The organism is Paenibacillus antarcticus (assembly GCF_001637225.1).
GTDB lineage: Bacteria > Bacillota > Bacilli > Paenibacillales > Paenibacillaceae > Paenibacillus_AQ > Paenibacillus_AQ antarcticus.
Genome location: NZ_LVJI01000003.1, coordinates 41,912 through 57,970, shown reverse-complemented (window position 1 = coordinate 57,970; position 16,059 = coordinate 41,912). Strand labels below are relative to the sequence as shown.

The following is a 16,059-nucleotide window of genomic DNA, read 5'->3' as shown; positions in this document are numbered from 1 at the left end:
TTGTACACTGCATGGATAAGGAATTTAAAGGTAGAAGGGAAGAGAAGTATGCTAGCTAAACGTATCATTCCATGTCTGGATGTGAAGGATGGTCGGGTGGTAAAGGGCGTTAACTTTGTCAATCTACGTGATGCTGGGGATCCAGTAGAACTGGCGGCGCTGTATGACAGAGAAGGCGCGGACGAACTCGTATTTTTAGATATTTCAGCCTCTGTAGAAGGTCGCGCAACGATGATTGAAGTCGTTCGTCAGACTGCAGGTGAAATTACTATTCCGTTTACGGTCGGTGGAGGAATCTCGCATGTAGATGATATGAAAAGAATTCTACGAGCTGGTGCGGACAAAATTGGTATTAACACAGCAGCGGTGGTAAATCCACAGTTGATCTCAGAAGGTGCACGTCGCTTCGGTTCACAGTGTATCGTTGTTGCGGTAGATGCCAAGTATAATCAGGCTTGGGGTGAATGGGAAGTCTATACACATGGCGGACGTACACCATCAGGTATTCGCGCTTTGCAATGGGTGAAGGAAGCAGAGACTCTAGGAGCGGGCGAGATTCTCCTGACGAGTATGGATGCGGATGGTACAAAGGATGGATTCGACCTTCCTCTTACTTCGGCTGTATCTGGACTTGTGGGTATCCCTGTCATTGCCTCTGGTGGAGCGGGAACCTCAGAACATTTCCATGACGTATTTACGAGTGGTAAGGCGGATGCGGGATTAGCTGCAACTATTTTTCATTATAAAGAAATGACGATTCAAGATTTGAAAATGGACTTAAAGCAAAAAGGAGTGGAAATACGATGAGTAACAAGCTAAATCAAGTGGAAACATGGGAACAATTACAGAGTAAGATCCGCTTTGATGAAGCGGGACTTGTGCCTGCTATCGTTCAAGATATCACAACCAAAGAAGTATTAATGATGGCTTATATGAATAAGGAGTCACTCAAGCTTTCCATAGAAAGTGGAGAAACGTGGTTCTGGAGCCGTTCCAGAAATGAATTATGGCATAAAGGTGCAACGTCTAGTAACACACAACGAATCGGTTCATTAAGCTACGATTGTGATGGTGATACATTGTTGCTGCAGGTTCAACCTCAAGGCCCAGCTTGTCACACAGGCGAGCAGACATGTTTCTTTAACAATGTTCCATTGGAGAAGAATGAAGACCTTACATCGACAAGCTACCAAGATAGCGGACGGTTTGCTGTATTAGCAGAGCTGGAGCAGATTATCTCAGCTCGTGAGAAGGAGCGTCCAGAAGGGGCATATACGACGTACTTATTTGAAAAGGGTGTCGACAAGATCCTTAAAAAAGTAGGGGAAGAAGCTTCTGAGACGATCATTGCAGCTAAGAATAAAGATAACGCAGAGTTACGTCTTGAAATAAGTGATCTAATCTATCATTTACTAGTGTTATTAGAAGAACGTAAGTTACCATTAGATGAGATTATGGCTGAACTTAGTCTGCGCAGCGAGCGCCCTAGACGCGATTAAAGGAGGAATTCGTACCATGCAAATCGATTACCATACACACCATGTCCGTTGTGGGCATGCAATCGGAGAACTGGAGGAATACGTTCTTAGAGGGATTGAGATGGGTCTATCCCAGATTGGTCTATCGGATCATATGCCTCTTCTTCATGTCGATCCAGCCGCGTACTACCCGGAGATGGCGATGCCCATGGACGAACTTCCTCGTTATGTTGAGGAGTGTCTTGCTCTTAAGGAGCGATATAAGGGTCAGATTGATGTTCGCGTAGGACTCGAAGGTGATTTTATTGAGGGATATGAAGCTGAAATTGAGCGTATTATTACCTCATACCCTTGGGATTATGTCATAGGTTCGGTGCATTTTCTTGGAGAGTGGGATATAAGCGATCATCGTCAGACACATCACTGGGAGGGTAAGGATATCCTCGCAGTATATGAACAGTATTATGATGCGGTTAAGAAAGCCACGGCAACGGGATTTTATGACATTATGGGGCATGTGGATGTGATTAAACGTTTTGGTTACAAACCATCACCAGAACTCACATCTAATGTGGAAGCATTAGAGAATTCGGCACTACTAGCCGTACGGAAAAGTGGGATGGCCATGGAGCTGAATGCTTCTGGTTTATCCAAAGTTTGCGAGGAAATGTTCCCAAGTAAACGAATGGTAACGGAAGCCTTTAAGTTGGGTATCCCGGTCACGGTTGGTTCGGATGCACATGACCCATTAAAACTTGGAGAACATTTAGACAAAGCAAGGTCTCTCCTATGGGAAGTTGGTTATCGTCAACTATCTGTGTTTGAAGAGCGAAGAAGATCCGAGGTTTCTTTTGAAATATAGCAGAATCCTGTATAATACAATTACATATGGATTAATTCAAGACTAATCTAGTCTTGAAATCAGGAGGATGCTATGCAACACAAGATGCGTATTTTTACCGGTTCTTCGAATCCGAAGCTTGCGGAAGATATTTGTCGTAAGCTTGGCGAACAATTGGGTGATGTTACACTTTCTCGCTTTAAAAGCGGTGAAATTTATGTTAACTATGAGGAAAGTATCCGCAATTGTGATGTATTTATCGTGCAGTCGCTATCACATCCGATCAATGAGATGTTTGTAGAACTGCTTGTCATGATCGATGCAGCCAAGAGAGCGTCAGCTCGTACGGTCAACATTATCATACCTTATTATGGATACGCACGTCAGGAGCGGAAGTCAGCTCCACGTGAACCGATATCCGCCAAAATGGTAGCTGATGTTCTGACTACTGTGGGTGCAAATCGAGTGATTACGATGGACTTACATGCTCCTGCTATTCAAGGTTTTTTTAATATACCTGTAGATCACTTAACGGCACTTGATCTCATTAGTGAGTACTTGAGATCTAAGAATATCAGTAATCCGGTTATCGTATCTCCAGACGCTGGTCGTGCTTCAATGGCAGAGAAACTGGCCAATCACCTTGATTCTCCATTCGCGATTATGATTAAGAAAAGACCTTCTCATAATGAATCCGTGATTACCCACGTGATAGGTGATGTTGAAGGTAGAACACCGATCATTATCGAAGATATTATAGATACAGGGACGACCATAATTAACGTGGTAGAAGGCTTGAAGGAGCGTGGAGCGAAAGATGTATATGTCTGTGCTACACATGGTCTCTTCTCAGGATCTGCCCTAGAACGCTTGAATCATCCTAATATTAAAGAAGTCGTGATCACGGACTCCATTCTACTTCCTGATGATCATGTCGGACGGGTTAAAGTGTTATCGGTGGCTCCGATGCTGGCTCAAGCGACGCGAATTATTGTAGAAGGCGGATCTATCGCGACATTGTTTAAAGACTCCGGCATGTAAACCATGCGGTGTCTTTTTTACGTATTCATGAAGAAGAATCTCCCTACTTAAAAGGACTCATGAACTTGTGGTATACTAGGATGTGGGTTACAGGATAGTAGGAAAAAGGAGGTGCCTTGCTTCAATGAATGATGAACAATTACGGGCTGAGGCCCTACACAATAAAATAGTACCTGTCCATTTCAATGCGAATTTCTTCTTTGAAAGGGCAGTTCAATCGTTAGAACGTAATCAATATGCCAAGGCATTGAAATATTTCAGTAAAGCAGTAGAGTACGAGCCGGAGAATCCGGTGAATCATTGTAATATGGCTGGCATTATGTCGGAGATGGGCGACTATGAAGGTTCCAATTCTGTTCTTGTTGATATCATTGAGCATATTGATCCGGCTATGACGGAATGCTATTTCTATATGGCAAACAACTTTGCCAATATGGAGAATTTCGAAGAAGCTGAGAAAGCACTCATCACTTATCTGGAAGAGGATTCGGAAGGTCAGTTTCTACATGAAGCTGAAGAAATGATGGATCTCCTTCTATATGAGTTAGACCGTCCGGCGAAGTTAACTCGGATTAAGAGTCGTCAAGGAATGATTGAGCATGAGCATGCTCGTACGCTTCTAGAACAGGGTAAATTTGCTCAAGCTGTAGAACTACTTGAGGAAATTGTAGAGAACTATGGCGATTTCCTAGCAGCTCGTAATAATTTAGCACTTGCTTATTATTATGTGGGTCTGTTTGATAAGGCTAAGCAAACCATCCAAGAAGTATTGGAGCAAGACCCTGGGAATCTACACGGGTTATGCAACTTGGCCATCTTTTATCAACATGAGAATGATGTAGGTCAGTTACTTCCGCTGTTACAACTACTGACGATAACCATTCCTTTCCATCAGGAGCATCTGTTTAAACTTGCTACAACGATGGGGATTTTGGGTCAACATGAGATAGCTTTCCAGCACTTCCGTCGGTTACTTAAGGATGAAGAACTAAGTGGCGATCCAAGTGTATATCATTACACAGCTACAGCTGCTGTCAATTGTGGGCGTTTTATTGATGCGGAGCGGAATTGGAGATTTGCGGCAAAGCTTGATCCAGAATCGGATGTTGCGAATTTTTACTTATCTCAGCTTCAGCATTTTCAGGAAGGAACCACGCAGCAACCTAAGATTAATTACCATTATCATCTCCCATTTGAAGAACAGCTTAAGGCATGGGAACATAACGGTGAAGGGATAGCCGATGAGGTTAAGCATAATCCGTTGGTTCGGTCATCTTTTTTCTGGGCGCTTCGGCATGGAGATCATGCGACCAAACTTCAAGTCATTCAATCTTTTGCATGGATTGGTGATGAAGAAGTGAAGCGGGTTCTGCAAGCATTCTTATGCGATCCAGAAGAAAATGTAGAGCTTAAAGAAGCAGCAATAATTGTACTAGAAGGATTAGGGATGGAGAGCTCTTTATTGGAATTTTCGACACAAACAGAGATAGTATCTTCTAAAGTGGTAGATACCCTGCTTTCTAATGACTTAGATCAACCTTCACGCACGGTCGTAAACAAGACGTTACAGATGATGGATCAATCGTGGGATTTGGACCAGCAGCATGATATACAAAATCTATGGACTGAGTTTCTGCATAAAAGTTATCCGGACACACCTGAGCTAGGTCACACCGAAGCTTGGTCAGCAGCACTTGAATATTGGGCTATCAAAATGGTGGGCCTACCGACGACTTATCAGGAAATAGCTAGAAGGTATGGTCTTTCTCCATCCACCGTCAGTCGATATGCACGACGTATGGACAGTGTATGTCATATGAAGGATAGAAATGGTTAACATAGAGTAATAGACATGAGATATATCAAATTGGGAGGTCAAACGAATGTATAAATCGATTGTCATTGGAACAGGTCCAGCAGGATTAACGGCTGCTATTTATCTAGCACGTGCGAACATGAAACCATTGGTTATTGAAGGTATGCAACCGGGAGGTCAGTTAACGACAACGACCGAGATTGAGAATTTCCCAGGGTTCCCAGAAGGTATTATGGGACCTGAATTGATGGATAATATGCGTAAGCAAGCAGAGCGGTTCGGAGCTGAATTTAAAACGGGTTGGGTTGAGACGGTAGATTTCTCAGCAAGACCGTTTAAGGTCAATGTAGATGGCATGGGAGAATTACTTGCTGAGACGGTTATTATATCAACAGGTGCTTCAGCGAAATATATCGGCATTCCAGGTGAACAGGAGAATATCGGACGCGGTGTTAGTACATGTGCTACGTGTGACGGATTCTTCTTCCGTGGGAAAAAGATCATCGTGGTTGGAGGCGGCGATTCCGCAATGGAAGAAGCTAACTTCTTAACACGTTTCGGATCTAGCGTAACCCTAGTTCACCGTCGTGAAGAGATGCGTGCTTCCAAAATCATGCAAGATCGCGCTCGTGAGAACGAGAAGATTCTATGGGCATTAAATCGTACACCGCTGGAAGTAGTAACGGAAGGTATGGGTCTTAAAGGTCTGAAAGTGCTTAACAATGAGACCAATGAGGAAGAATTGATTGAAGCGGATGGTTTGTTCGTAGCGATCGGACATACACCAAACACTGCGTTCTTGAACAAGCAAATCACGATAGATGATGTAGGCTATATCGTTGTGAAGCCAGGTACGACGGAAACTAACATTCCAGGTGTATTTGCATGTGGTGATGTGCAGGATACGCGTTATCGTCAGGCTATTTCAGCGGCAGGTTCAGGCTGTATGGCTGCTATGGATGCTGAGAAATTCCTCGAGGGTAACATGGTACATGACTGGAGTCAGACTTTAGGCGAGTAGTACTAAATTGCGTTTGCTATAGACGAAGAACCTGACGGAGAAATGTCCGTCAGGTTTTTTTGTCCGTAATAATGCGCGAGTAGCTTAATCCAGTCCATTCTCATAATTGTTACATTTCCATCCTACAACCAGCCTTTCTGCTCTGCCATCCGAATACCCTCAATTCGATTCTTAGCGTCAAGTTTATTCAAGGCTTCGGAGATATAGTTGCGTACCGTTCCATAGGAAAGGTGGAGAATGGATGAAATTTCATTAGCGGACTTCCCTTGGGCAGACAGGGATAGAATCTCACGTTCACGTGCATTAAGTGGATTCTCTTCCTTAAACGTCCCGAATATAAGTTCAGGGGAAATCTCGCGATGTCCCTTCATGACACGTCGTATGGACTCTGCAAGTTGTTCAGTGGGTCCATCCTTCAATAGATATCCCTGAACATTGGCTTTTATCGCGCGCTCGAAATAACCGGGACGAGCAAAGGTAGTTAGAATGATGACTCTAGTAATGGAACCTATTTCAATTAATTGTTCAGTTACATCCAGACCAGTCTTGACCGGCATCTCGATATCTAGTAAACAGACATCTGGTTGTAGAGTAGTGATGAGTGACAGGGCTTCTTGCCCGTCGCAAGCCTGACCTACCACTTCGATATCATCTTCTAAATCTAATAGTAAAGCTAATGCACCGCGTAACATCCGTTGATCTTCGGCAATAAGGATTCGTATCATGCAGTCTCCTCCTTAATGATAATAGGTATATTTATAGTGTAGGTGGTGCCTTCCCCTGAGGATACTGCTACAGAGCCCTCAATTAAAGATAGGCGTTCGTTCATACCCTTTAATCCATTTCCATCGTAATGATCTTTTTTGAGTCCTATACCATCATCACAAATGATGAGTGTGACTTCTGAATTCTTCTGTTCAAGAGTAACCGTACAACTTTTCGCTCGACTATGTTTCACAATATTCGTAATCGCTTCTCGGAGGCATAGACTGAGAATATTTTGAGTGAGATCAGGCACACCCACAAGCTTGGCATCTCCTTCTAAATGAGAGGTAATATCGGCACTCTGTAAAATGACCTGTACTTCCAGCATTTCTTCAGCGATCGTAACTGCACGCATATCCGATACAAGTTCGCGAACTTGTCTTAGAGCTGCGCGTGAGGTACGCTCGATCTCCTTGGCTTCAAGTTGTGCCCGCGCTGGATCTTTGGTAATGAGCCGGTCCACGATTTGGCTCTTCAGGGTAATCAGGGACAGTGTGTGTCCAAGAGTATCATGTAGATCCCTGGCAATACGCATCCGTTCTTCCCGTTTGACAAGTTCTTTGATATGTTCGTTGGCTTCATCTAGCTTCATCTCCAGCTGTTGTTGTCTATTCATAGAACGAATTCCAAAGGGAGACATAAGCATAATGATAATAAACGGGAGAAAAAATAAGTACTGCTTAGGTAAAATGCTATTTAAATTCAATATAATTGGTAGTGATATAACAATCGCTAATGAACCTAAAGATACTTTGAATTTAAAAGAGTTAGTGTAATATCCTATGAAGTTAGCAGTGAAGAAACCCATGAATAAGTTATAAGGGTTATAAAAGTAGCTGAGAATAAAAATGATAACCATCTGTGTGGCAAGCCAATATGAAAAGCTCACTTTTTCTGAAGCAAAATAAAGCTGCCTATAGGAGAATGCAAATACTCCGATCATTAAATAGCCCAAGACCAATTTCAACCCTTCTTCTTGTGCGGTATTAATGATGGGTAAGAAGAGATATATCAACCAAACATAAGGAAAGAATCCTAACTTTTCAGGGAAAAGATGAAATTTCTCGTGCATAAGGGTGTCTACACCACTTCCTGTTTTTTACGGATATACGTTGATAATACCACGAAGAAAATAAGATATCCTGACAGAATAAGTATATTATCCCACTGAGGGGCATTGCCTTGGATAAGCTCCCAAGCACCATTTCCAAAGCTATAGGAAGGTAGCCAGTGACTCGCCATTTGTAACCCTTTCGGAAAAGAATCAATAGGAAACCACATGCCGCCCAATACAGCTAATATCATATAGACTGCATTACTAACACCACTGGCAGTGTCCACTTTTTTCATTGTTCCGACTAATGTACCTAAGGCTAGGAATGGCGCACAAGCTATTAATATCCACAGTCCACTGAGAATCCACTGCGACAAAGATAAGGACACACCGTTGATGATATATCCAGCTGCAAAGATAATGATAATTGAAAATAAATGCATCACCGACTGCCCAAACATCTTGCCAAAGAAATACACACCTTCGGGAAGTGGCGTAATTCGCATATAAGTGGACCAACCATGAACCCGTTCCTGCACGATACGAATGCCAAGTGTCATGATCGATGAACCCATCACACTAAATGTAGTCATAGACATCAAATAATGCGCTTGCCATAATTCATTATCGTCGGTGTTGGTGTTCACAAGCCGAGTAAAGATATAATAAAACACGATAGGTAATATCAAGGACCAGAATACATAATAGGGATTACGGAATATTCTTCGCAACTCTGCTTTACACTGCATGGCTATCACCTTCATCATGATATAATCTCTCCTTGGGTATCCATTTCCGGATGTGTTGTTAACTGTTCAAAAGCATCATCCAGGCGACCGTGCTCCACTCGGATACCGCTAACTGCAAGCTTATGTTCAAAGATAGATGCTAACATGCCATCTGTATCTTCGGTAACGGTATAGATTCGTCCGTCCTTTTCATAAACATCTTGAACATTTGGTAATGTGATTAGAACATCACGAAGATTAAGAGCATCTGATTTAAAAGAGACCGAGGATACGGTAAGCTTGGATTTGATATCGTCAGGTGTACCATCAGCAATGATGACCCCTTGATCAAATAAAATAACGCGATCTGCATAGTCTTCAGCTTCGGGTAGATAATGTGTCGTAAATAGAATGGTTTTCCCCTGTTGGGTCAGTGAATGAACTTGATCCCAGAACACACGACGAGCGGTAACATCTAGCCCTACGGTCGGTTCATCTAAGAAGATCAGATCAGGATTGCCAGCAAGTGCAAGTGAAAACCCAAGTCTACGCTTCTGACCCCCAGATAACTTATTTGCATATCGGTATAGATCCTTTTCTTGCAAACCAGTAAGTGGAATTAATTGATCGATATCCAGAGGTCGAGGATAATAGCTACGAATTAAATCAATAAGTTCACGTACCTTCAGAGCATCCATGACACTCACCTCTTGAAGCATAGCTCCAATTCTCCTTCGTACCTCTATATCCCTAGGGTCCTTACCCATTACTTTCACTGTACCTTGGGTAGGCTTAATTAGACCTAATAACATGGATATCACGGTTGTTTTTCCTGCTCCGTTAGGACCTAGAATAGCAACGATGGAACCCTTATCGATCGAAAAGGAAACATCATCCACAGCTTTCTTATTTCTGAACTGTTTGGTTACATTCTTCATTTCCACAATTGTGTCCATACATTAATACCTCCATATGCGTTCGAATTTCTCTTAACTTCATCACAAGTAGAAAGGGCAGTGCCGTCCTTTTTAAAGACGGAACCCGTTTTAAGCTCAAATATAAGGAACAGCGTATCAAGTGAAGCTTATACTTTATTATATTGTAAGAAATATGCCGTCTACTTGTTAGTTAATACTGTCACCTTATGCAGATGACAATTGTCATAACTATCTATATTGTTTGTGCAATTAATCACAAAAGCTGCAATGACTCTACATCATATCCTCTGAATAGGCTATATAATGAAGCTTTAATTCTATCGAATAGCGTAGTGATAGAGTCTAGCTTCTCTTGACCAGATTGAGGGCATCACTTATAGTGGGTACGTAGGCTCAAAACTATTTTAGATTGAAAAAAGGTGGCTGGAACATGTCTGAAAGTATCTATGTTGGTGTGGATTTAGGTGGAACGGCGATAAAAGTTGGGATTTGTGATCAAGAGGGGAATCTTCTTCTAACGCATGAGGGACCCACGGAGGCTGCAAAAGGCGTTGAAGTCGTAATTGACAATATTGTGCAATATGTTCGTGATATTGTTGAGAAATCACCATATAGCTGGGATCAGCTAGTGGGTGTAGGAGCTGGGGTTGCCGGCTTTACGAATGTCCGTGAAGGGATTATTGTTCAAGCACCCAACTTAGGTTTTTCGGATGTTCCGATACGTTCTCTTCTAGAGGAGCGTCTTGGCAAGCCTGTGAAAATAGATAACGATGCTAATGTGGCTGCTTTGGGCGAAGCTTGGAGTGGCGCGGGACGTGGATTGGATAATTGTGTCTGCTATACACTTGGAACAGGTGTAGGTGGGGGCGTTATTTTAGATGGCAAGATTTATCAAGGCTCGTCAGGAATGGCAGGAGAAGTTGGACATATTACAGTCGTTCCTGATTTGGAAGCCATCCAATGTGGATGTGGCAAAAAGGGATGTTTAGAAACTGTATCTTCTGCAACAGGTATTATCCGTATGGCGAAGGATGCGGTTGAACGTGGAGATCGTACAACACTCTCAACGGTAGAAGTGATTAATGCGAAGGAAGTATTCGACGCAGCCAAAGCTGGAGATGAAGTAGCCTTACGCATTGTAACCCGTGCAGCATTTTATTTAGGTAAATCGATGGCAGCTGTAGCTGCTGTATTGAACCCTGAAGTATTTATCGTTGGCGGTGGTGTTGCCTATGCAGGGGATATTCTCTTTAATGAAGTTCGTGAAGTATTTGCAAAATTCACACCAGAGCCATTACAACGGGGTGTTTCGATTCTACCAGCTATACTAGGTAACAAAGCAGGAATTGTTGGGGCTGCGGGTCTGCTTCTTCGTTCATAGCATACTTCCGTTAGAATATACCTGTTGGACTCATTGACAAGGGAGTGGAAGCTGATGCAGGAAAATGAGAATACTACGTCGGCCATGGCCAACTTGATTATTATTACAGGGATGTCAGGCGCGGGGAAAACACTTGCTGTACAAAGCTTAGAGGATCTTGGATTCTTCTGTGTGGATAATCTACCACCAGTATTGATCCCTAAGTTTGGAGAACTTATCGAGCAGTCGAACGGTAAGATCGCTAAGATTGCCTTAGTTATTGACTTAAGAGGACGAGAGTTCTTTACGGCCTTATCTGAATCTTTATTATATATAAAAGAGCATTTTACAATGCGTTGCGAGATTCTATTCCTTGATGCAACAGATTCCGTTCTAGTACAAAGATATAAAGAGAGTCGTAGACGGCATCCCTTGGCTCCTGAAGGAATGCCGCTTGATGGCATCAAATTAGAGCGTAAGATGTTGGAGGAGCTTAAAGATTCTGCAACACAGTTGATCGATACTAGTAATACGAAGCCGGGGCAACTGAAAGAGAAAATCATTTCTCGATTCTCCCATATCGAACCAAATACGTTGTCTGTGAATATTACATCATTTGGGTTTAAATACGGCATCCCGATTGATGCAGATCTGGTATTTGATGTAAGATTCTTGCCCAATCCTCATTACGTGGATCATTTACGTCCTCGAACGGGTCAAGACAGTGAAGTATATGACTATGTGATGAAATGGGCTGAAACCCAATTGTTCTTAACTAAATTGTTGGATATGCTCCATTTCTTAATTCCACAGTATTATAAAGAAGGTAAGAGCCAGGTCATTATCGCTATCGGATGTACAGGGGGCAAGCATCGTTCAGTTGCTATTTCTGAGTACCTAGGTAAGATGTTGGGTGTCAGTAAGACGGAGAATGTCTCCGTCAGCCACAGAGACTCTGATCGAGATCGTGACCGGCATTAATGAGGTGAAGTATGAAGAAAGTGGCAGAATCAACTAGATCGCGTCCGCGAATTGTTGTTATGGGTGGAGGAACGGGATTATCTGTTATGCTTCGGGGATTGAAGGAAAAGCCGCTTGATATCACGGCTATTGTCACTGTAGCTGATGATGGAGGAAGTTCAGGCATTCTGCGAAATGAGATGCAGATGCCCCCACCTGGGGATATTCGTAACGTATTAACTGCGCTTGCAGATGTAGAACCGCTACTTTCGGAAATGTTAAGCTATCGTTTTAGCAGTGGTACAGGACTTGCAGGTCATAGTCTTGGGAATTTGATATTAGCAGGGATGACTGATATTACGGGCGACTTTGTAACTGCTGTACGGGAGCTAAGTAAAGTATTTGCTGTTCGTGGGCAGGTACTTCCTGCTGCAGGAGTTGCGGTAACGCTTCGTGCTGAGATGGAAGACGGGAGTATTGTCGTCGGAGAATCCAAAATACCGGAACATGGCGGCAGAATTAAGCGTGTGTTTCTCGATCCGGCTCACGTGGAGCCGTTGCCAGAGGCTGTTGAAGCGATTCGACAAGCGGATGCCATCTTGATTGGACCTGGTAGTTTGTATACAAGCATTCTTCCTAACTTACTCGTTCCAAAACTTGTAGAGGCTGTATGTGCTTCAAAAGCGATTAAGATTTTTATATGCAATGTGATGACGCAACCCGGAGAGACTGATAACTATACGGTAAGTGACCATCTTAACGCAATATATGATCATGTGGGTACACAGCTATTTGATTATGTCATTGTAAATAATGGTGATATTCCAACAGAAGTACAGGATAGATATGCGGAAAAGGGTGCAAGGCCCGTTCAAGTGGATTGGGATGAAGTACAAGGGCAAGGTTATCAGGTTATAGCTGATACACTGGTTCTATTCCGGACATATCTACGACATGATGCTGAGAAGCTAAGTCAACATATCTACCAGCTCGTACAAAATTGGATTATACGAGAGAGGTGAGTCCCTTGTCGTTTGCGGCACAGACAAAAAAAGAATTGACTATGGTCGAAGGACAGGCATGCTGCGAGAAAGCTGAGTTATCAGCATTAATTCGTATGAATGGTTCTGTCCAGTTATCGAATAAAAAGGTCATATTAGATATCTCGACAGAAAATGCCGCGATTGCAAGACGGATTTATTCCTTAATCAAAAAATATTTCCAGGCACATACTGAATTACTTGTGCGTAAAAAAATGAGATTGAAGAAGAATAACGTCTATATCGTACGCATACCTGCTCGTGTACAGGAAATTCTTAAGGAACTTTATATTGTTTCTGAAGGTTTTCTATTCACACCAGATATTGAGTCAGACCTCATACGCAAAAACTGTTGTAAGAGGGCTTATTTACGAGGGGCATTCATGGCTGGTGGATCCGTTAATAACCCGGAGGGTTCTTCATATCACCTCGAGATCTCCTCTATGTACGAAGATCACTGTAAGGCGTTAGTAGATTTGGCTAACCAGTTTAAATTGAATGCTCGGTTTATTGAACGTAAGAAGGGCTTTGTTCTTTACATTAAGGAAGGCGAGAAGATCATTGAATTTCTCAGCCTAATCGGCGCACATCAATCGTTGTTCAAATTCGAGGATGTTCGTATCATGCGCGATATGAGAAATTCTGTAAATCGTATCGTCAACTGCGAGACTGCGAATCTGAATAAGACGATTGGCGCCGCAGTAAGGCAAATTGAGAATATTAAATTGTTACAACGTGAGTTGGGACTTGAGAATTTGCCACTGAAACTGCGAGAAGTAGCTGAAGTAAGGCTCGTTCACCCTGATATGAACTTGAAAGAAGTTGGCGAAATGCTAAAGGGTACCGTCAGTAAATCAGGTGTAAATCATCGTTTGCGTAAGCTTGATGAGATGGCTGATAAAATTCGTAATGGCTGAGTTTTTTTCTTCTAGTGTCCTTCATGTTATAATGGTATAATGTTCTTAAATAAAATGTGTGTACAGTGTACAGATTTATAAATAGGGGGTAAGTTTCCATGATAAAACACCCGGTAGTTGTCCGTCTAAAGACGGGTCTCCATGCGAGACCGGCAGCGTTGTTCGTGCAAGAAGCCAATAAGTACTCGTCTGAAATTTTCGTGGAAAAAGATGATAAAAAAGTGAATGCAAAGAGTATTATGGGAATCATGAGTCTTGCAATCAGTTCTGGTACGGAAGTTGATATTAGCGCTGAAGGTGCTGATGCCGAGCAGGCTGTAACCGCTTTAGTAAATTTGGTAAGTAAGGAAGAATTAGAGAATCAATAAGACCTCAATATCACGAGCGAATAGCAGCTAATCCCTCACCCGGGATTAGCTGCTATTTTTTTGATTAATGTGCGGTTTTTTATAGACATAACTCATCAATGATAAGACTTCTGCCGATATATATTATACCTAACATAGAGTTCTCACAGATGGTACACGTATACATATTTCAGATCAGAGGGAGTTATGGGAATCATGAAATTGTCATTTCTGGGAAGTATTAACAGGCACAAGGATGAATCATTATCGGTTAGAGATAGGGATGTTATAAGACGTAATATCCTTCTTATTATTGCGGTACTTATTTCAACGTTAATGGGATTGGCTACAGTGTCAACTGATATCACATCCATTAAAAATATTTGTAGTATAGTTAACGTTGTTACTGTAATCCTACTGGTGAGCTTTCATATTAAAGGTAAGTATATTCATTTAAATGCCTATATCGGAATGGCAGGTATGCTGTTAAGCTGTGGGCTGCAAATTATATTTGAACCTTCGTTGACGAGTATTACAACAGTGTATTACTTAGTTATTTTGTCTTTGATTACGATGAGGCAAAGTGTAACGTACATTACCTTGGTAGCTGGATTAGGATTCACATGGTATTTATCCCAAGTAGGTATAGATGGGTTGGAAAGGTCTAATCTTCGAATAAGTATTATAGGCAGTTATGTGATTTCGTCTATTATAGTTATTTTATTGCTACGTGTATCAGAAGCATTAAAGAACAATATAGAGGAATCCCGCACGCAGTCAGAATATTTACTGAATGATCAAAAAGTTCAGAAGGAACAATTGGTGGGGAATGTCGTTGTCGTGTCACAAAACATGAAGGATATCACGCAATCTATGGAAGATAACACATCTTCGTTTCAAGAAATGAACGTGGCATTTCAGGAAATAGCAACAGGTGCTGTAACGCAAGTGGATACAACACTTTCCATTAATGATTCGGTTCAGAAGATGGGCGTTATGATACATGAAATGACGACCTCTACGGAGACACTTATCGACAAGACCAATGAGACGAATCATCTATCTATGATGGGTAAGGAGAAGGTCGAGACATTAAGTGGTACAATCCTTGAATTCAAAGAGGAAATTGACGCGATGGCGTCCGATATTCAGGAACTTACGGTGCGCGTGAATGAAACTTCTCAATTTAGTCAGACTATACGTGAAATAGCCAATCAGACGAATTTACTTTCTTTAAATGCGAGTATTGAAGCGGCACGTGCAGGGGAATATGGACGTGGTTTCTCTGTCGTTGCTATGGAAATACGTAAACTTTCAGAGCTTACCTCAAATTCGGCAGAACAAATTACGACGCAACTACAGGGGTTCTCAGAACAGACGAATGGGACGCTTCAAAGAATGAACTTGGTAGCCAAACGTATGCAAATGAGTAGTGAACTGACCCAAGAGACAGCCGATGCGTTTGAATCTATCAAAGACTCCATCGGAATACTACTCCAAGTTTCTGAGGAGTATGGAGGTATGATGCAGAAAGTGACTCAGTTCTCTAGTTCTGTGGGTGATTCAACAAATCATTTGGCTTCTGTTAATGAACAGACTTCAGCTACGTTAGAAGAGCTTTCGGCAACCCTACAATCCTTACTTAACAATAATCAAGTGAGTCTGGATAATACGAAGAGTGCTGAGGAGAATCTCAGATTACTTGTAGAATAGATTATTTAAATACAACCAATAAATTTGTTTGTCCTTCTTT

The 16,059-nt window shown here is 42.1% G+C and carries 16 protein-coding genes; 12 read left to right on the top strand and 4 right to left on the bottom strand.

Features of this window, described 5'->3' with window-relative positions:
* Window positions 1-48 precede the first annotated feature (48 nt).
* The 6 genes from hisF (at window position 49) to trxB (ending at window position 6,197) form a co-directional block, all read left to right on the top strand.
* Window positions 49-807: an imidazole glycerol phosphate synthase subunit HisF gene (hisF, locus tag PBAT_RS04295; protein ID WP_068646936.1), complete on the top strand. Its 759-nt coding sequence runs from the start codon at window positions 49-51 to the stop codon at window positions 805-807.
* Complete coding sequence (gene hisIE / locus PBAT_RS04290; RefSeq protein ID WP_068646934.1) at window positions 804-1,499, top strand: bifunctional phosphoribosyl-AMP cyclohydrolase/phosphoribosyl-ATP diphosphatase HisIE; 696 nt, start codon at window positions 804-806, stop codon at window positions 1,497-1,499. The genes hisF and hisIE overlap by 4 nt, the downstream gene beginning before the upstream one ends.
* A 16-nt stretch (window positions 1,500-1,515) precedes the next feature.
* Window positions 1,516-2,340 carry a histidinol-phosphatase HisJ gene (gene hisJ, locus PBAT_RS04285; protein WP_068646932.1) on the top strand — a complete coding sequence of 275 codons (825 nt, stop codon included), beginning with the start codon at window positions 1,516-1,518 and terminating at the stop codon, window positions 2,338-2,340.
* A gap of 72 nt (window positions 2,341-2,412) precedes the next feature.
* Entirely contained in the window at window positions 2,413-3,360 is a 948-nt protein-coding gene (locus tag PBAT_RS04280) for a ribose-phosphate diphosphokinase (protein ID WP_068646930.1), read from the top strand.
* 124 nt (window positions 3,361-3,484) lie between these two features.
* Complete coding sequence (locus tag PBAT_RS04275; protein ID WP_068646928.1) at window positions 3,485-5,197, top strand: tetratricopeptide repeat protein; 1,713 nt, start codon at window positions 3,485-3,487, stop codon at window positions 5,195-5,197.
* A 46-nt stretch (window positions 5,198-5,243) separates the two neighbouring features.
* On the top strand, window positions 5,244-6,197 hold the full coding sequence (gene trxB / locus PBAT_RS04270) for a thioredoxin-disulfide reductase (protein ID WP_068646926.1): 954 nt from the start codon (window positions 5,244-5,246) through the stop codon (window positions 6,195-6,197).
* Between the two features lie 122 nt (window positions 6,198-6,319).
* On the opposite strand, the gene PBAT_RS04265 is transcribed toward trxB, so the two are convergent.
* Genes PBAT_RS04265 through PBAT_RS04250 form a run of 4 tightly spaced genes read right to left on the bottom strand, consistent with a single transcriptional unit; the run spans window position 6,320 to window position 9,700 of the window.
* Window positions 6,320-6,922, bottom strand: coding sequence for a response regulator transcription factor (locus PBAT_RS04265; RefSeq protein ID WP_068646924.1), 603 nt, complete (start codon window positions 6,920-6,922; stop codon window positions 6,320-6,322).
* Window positions 6,919-8,034 carry a sensor histidine kinase gene (locus tag PBAT_RS04260; RefSeq protein WP_068646923.1) on the bottom strand — a complete coding sequence of 372 codons (1,116 nt, stop codon included), beginning with the start codon at window positions 8,032-8,034 and terminating at the stop codon, window positions 6,919-6,921. Before PBAT_RS04260 ends, PBAT_RS04265 begins: the two co-directional genes overlap by 4 nt.
* Window positions 8,035-8,042: 8 nt before the next feature.
* Window positions 8,043-8,780: an ABC transporter permease gene (locus PBAT_RS04255; protein WP_068646968.1), complete on the bottom strand. Its 738-nt coding sequence runs from the start codon at window positions 8,778-8,780 to the stop codon at window positions 8,043-8,045.
* Window positions 8,780-9,700 carry an ABC transporter ATP-binding protein gene (locus tag PBAT_RS04250; protein ID WP_068646921.1) on the bottom strand — a complete coding sequence of 307 codons (921 nt, stop codon included), beginning with the start codon at window positions 9,698-9,700 and terminating at the stop codon, window positions 8,780-8,782. The genes PBAT_RS04255 and PBAT_RS04250 overlap by 1 nt, the downstream gene beginning before the upstream one ends.
* Window positions 9,701-10,112: 412 nt before the next feature.
* On the opposite strand from PBAT_RS04250, the gene PBAT_RS04245 reads away from it, so the two are divergent.
* The 6 genes from PBAT_RS04245 to PBAT_RS04220 all read left to right on the top strand — a co-directional run bounded on the left by PBAT_RS04245 (window position 10,113) and on the right by PBAT_RS04220 (window position 16,019).
* Complete coding sequence (locus PBAT_RS04245; protein ID WP_068646919.1) at window positions 10,113-11,063, top strand: ROK family glucokinase; 951 nt, start codon at window positions 10,113-10,115, stop codon at window positions 11,061-11,063.
* A gap of 54 nt (window positions 11,064-11,117) precedes the next feature.
* Complete coding sequence (gene rapZ / locus PBAT_RS04240) at window positions 11,118-12,023, top strand: RNase adapter RapZ (RefSeq protein WP_068646917.1); 906 nt, start codon at window positions 11,118-11,120, stop codon at window positions 12,021-12,023.
* Between the two features lie 11 nt (window positions 12,024-12,034).
* Window positions 12,035-13,024 carry a gluconeogenesis factor YvcK family protein gene (locus PBAT_RS04235; protein ID WP_068646915.1) on the top strand — a complete coding sequence of 330 codons (990 nt, stop codon included), beginning with the start codon at window positions 12,035-12,037 and terminating at the stop codon, window positions 13,022-13,024.
* Window positions 13,025-13,029: 5 nt separating this feature from the next.
* Window positions 13,030-13,959 (top strand): DNA-binding protein WhiA, encoded by a 930-nt coding sequence (gene whiA / locus PBAT_RS04230; protein ID WP_068600838.1) that lies wholly within the window; start codon window positions 13,030-13,032, stop codon window positions 13,957-13,959.
* A gap of 98 nt (window positions 13,960-14,057) precedes the next feature.
* A complete protein-coding gene (locus PBAT_RS04225; RefSeq protein ID WP_068646913.1) occupies window positions 14,058-14,327 on the top strand; it encodes an HPr family phosphocarrier protein in 270 nt (89 codons plus the stop codon).
* Between the two features lie 195 nt (window positions 14,328-14,522).
* Entirely contained in the window at window positions 14,523-16,019 is a 1,497-nt protein-coding gene (locus tag PBAT_RS04220; RefSeq protein WP_068646911.1) for a methyl-accepting chemotaxis protein, read from the top strand.
* Window positions 16,020-16,059 lie beyond the last annotated feature (40 nt).

Excerpts from the sequence above, each read along its gene's own strand:
- hisF (WP_068646936.1), top strand. The coding sequence starts at position 49 with ATGCTAGCTAAACGTATCATTCCATGTCTGGATGTGAAGGATGGTCGG.
- hisIE (WP_068646934.1), top strand. The coding sequence starts at position 804 with ATGAGTAACAAGCTAAATCAAGTGGAAACATGGGAACAATTACAGAGT.
- hisJ (WP_068646932.1), top strand. The coding sequence starts at position 1,516 with ATGCAAATCGATTACCATACACACCATGTCCGTTGTGGGCATGCAATC.
- PBAT_RS04280 (WP_068646930.1), top strand. The coding sequence starts at position 2,413 with ATGCAACACAAGATGCGTATTTTTACCGGTTCTTCGAATCCGAAGCTT.
- PBAT_RS04275 (WP_068646928.1), top strand. The coding sequence starts at position 3,485 with ATGAATGATGAACAATTACGGGCTGAGGCCCTACACAATAAAATAGTA.
- trxB (WP_068646926.1), top strand. The coding sequence starts at position 5,244 with ATGTATAAATCGATTGTCATTGGAACAGGTCCAGCAGGATTAACGGCT.
- PBAT_RS04265 (WP_068646924.1), bottom strand. The coding sequence starts at position 6,922 with ATGATACGAATCCTTATTGCCGAAGATCAACGGATGTTACGCGGTGCA.
- PBAT_RS04260 (WP_068646923.1), bottom strand. The coding sequence starts at position 8,034 with ATGCACGAGAAATTTCATCTTTTCCCTGAAAAGTTAGGATTCTTTCCT.
- PBAT_RS04255 (WP_068646968.1), bottom strand. The coding sequence starts at position 8,780 with ATGAAGGTGATAGCCATGCAGTGTAAAGCAGAGTTGCGAAGAATATTC.
- PBAT_RS04250 (WP_068646921.1), bottom strand. The coding sequence starts at position 9,700 with ATGGACACAATTGTGGAAATGAAGAATGTAACCAAACAGTTCAGAAAT.
- PBAT_RS04245 (WP_068646919.1), top strand. The coding sequence starts at position 10,113 with ATGTCTGAAAGTATCTATGTTGGTGTGGATTTAGGTGGAACGGCGATA.
- rapZ (WP_068646917.1), top strand. The coding sequence starts at position 11,118 with ATGCAGGAAAATGAGAATACTACGTCGGCCATGGCCAACTTGATTATT.
- PBAT_RS04235 (WP_068646915.1), top strand. The coding sequence starts at position 12,035 with ATGAAGAAAGTGGCAGAATCAACTAGATCGCGTCCGCGAATTGTTGTT.
- PBAT_RS04225 (WP_068646913.1), top strand. The coding sequence starts at position 14,058 with ATGATAAAACACCCGGTAGTTGTCCGTCTAAAGACGGGTCTCCATGCG.
- PBAT_RS04220 (WP_068646911.1), top strand. The coding sequence starts at position 14,523 with ATGAAATTGTCATTTCTGGGAAGTATTAACAGGCACAAGGATGAATCA.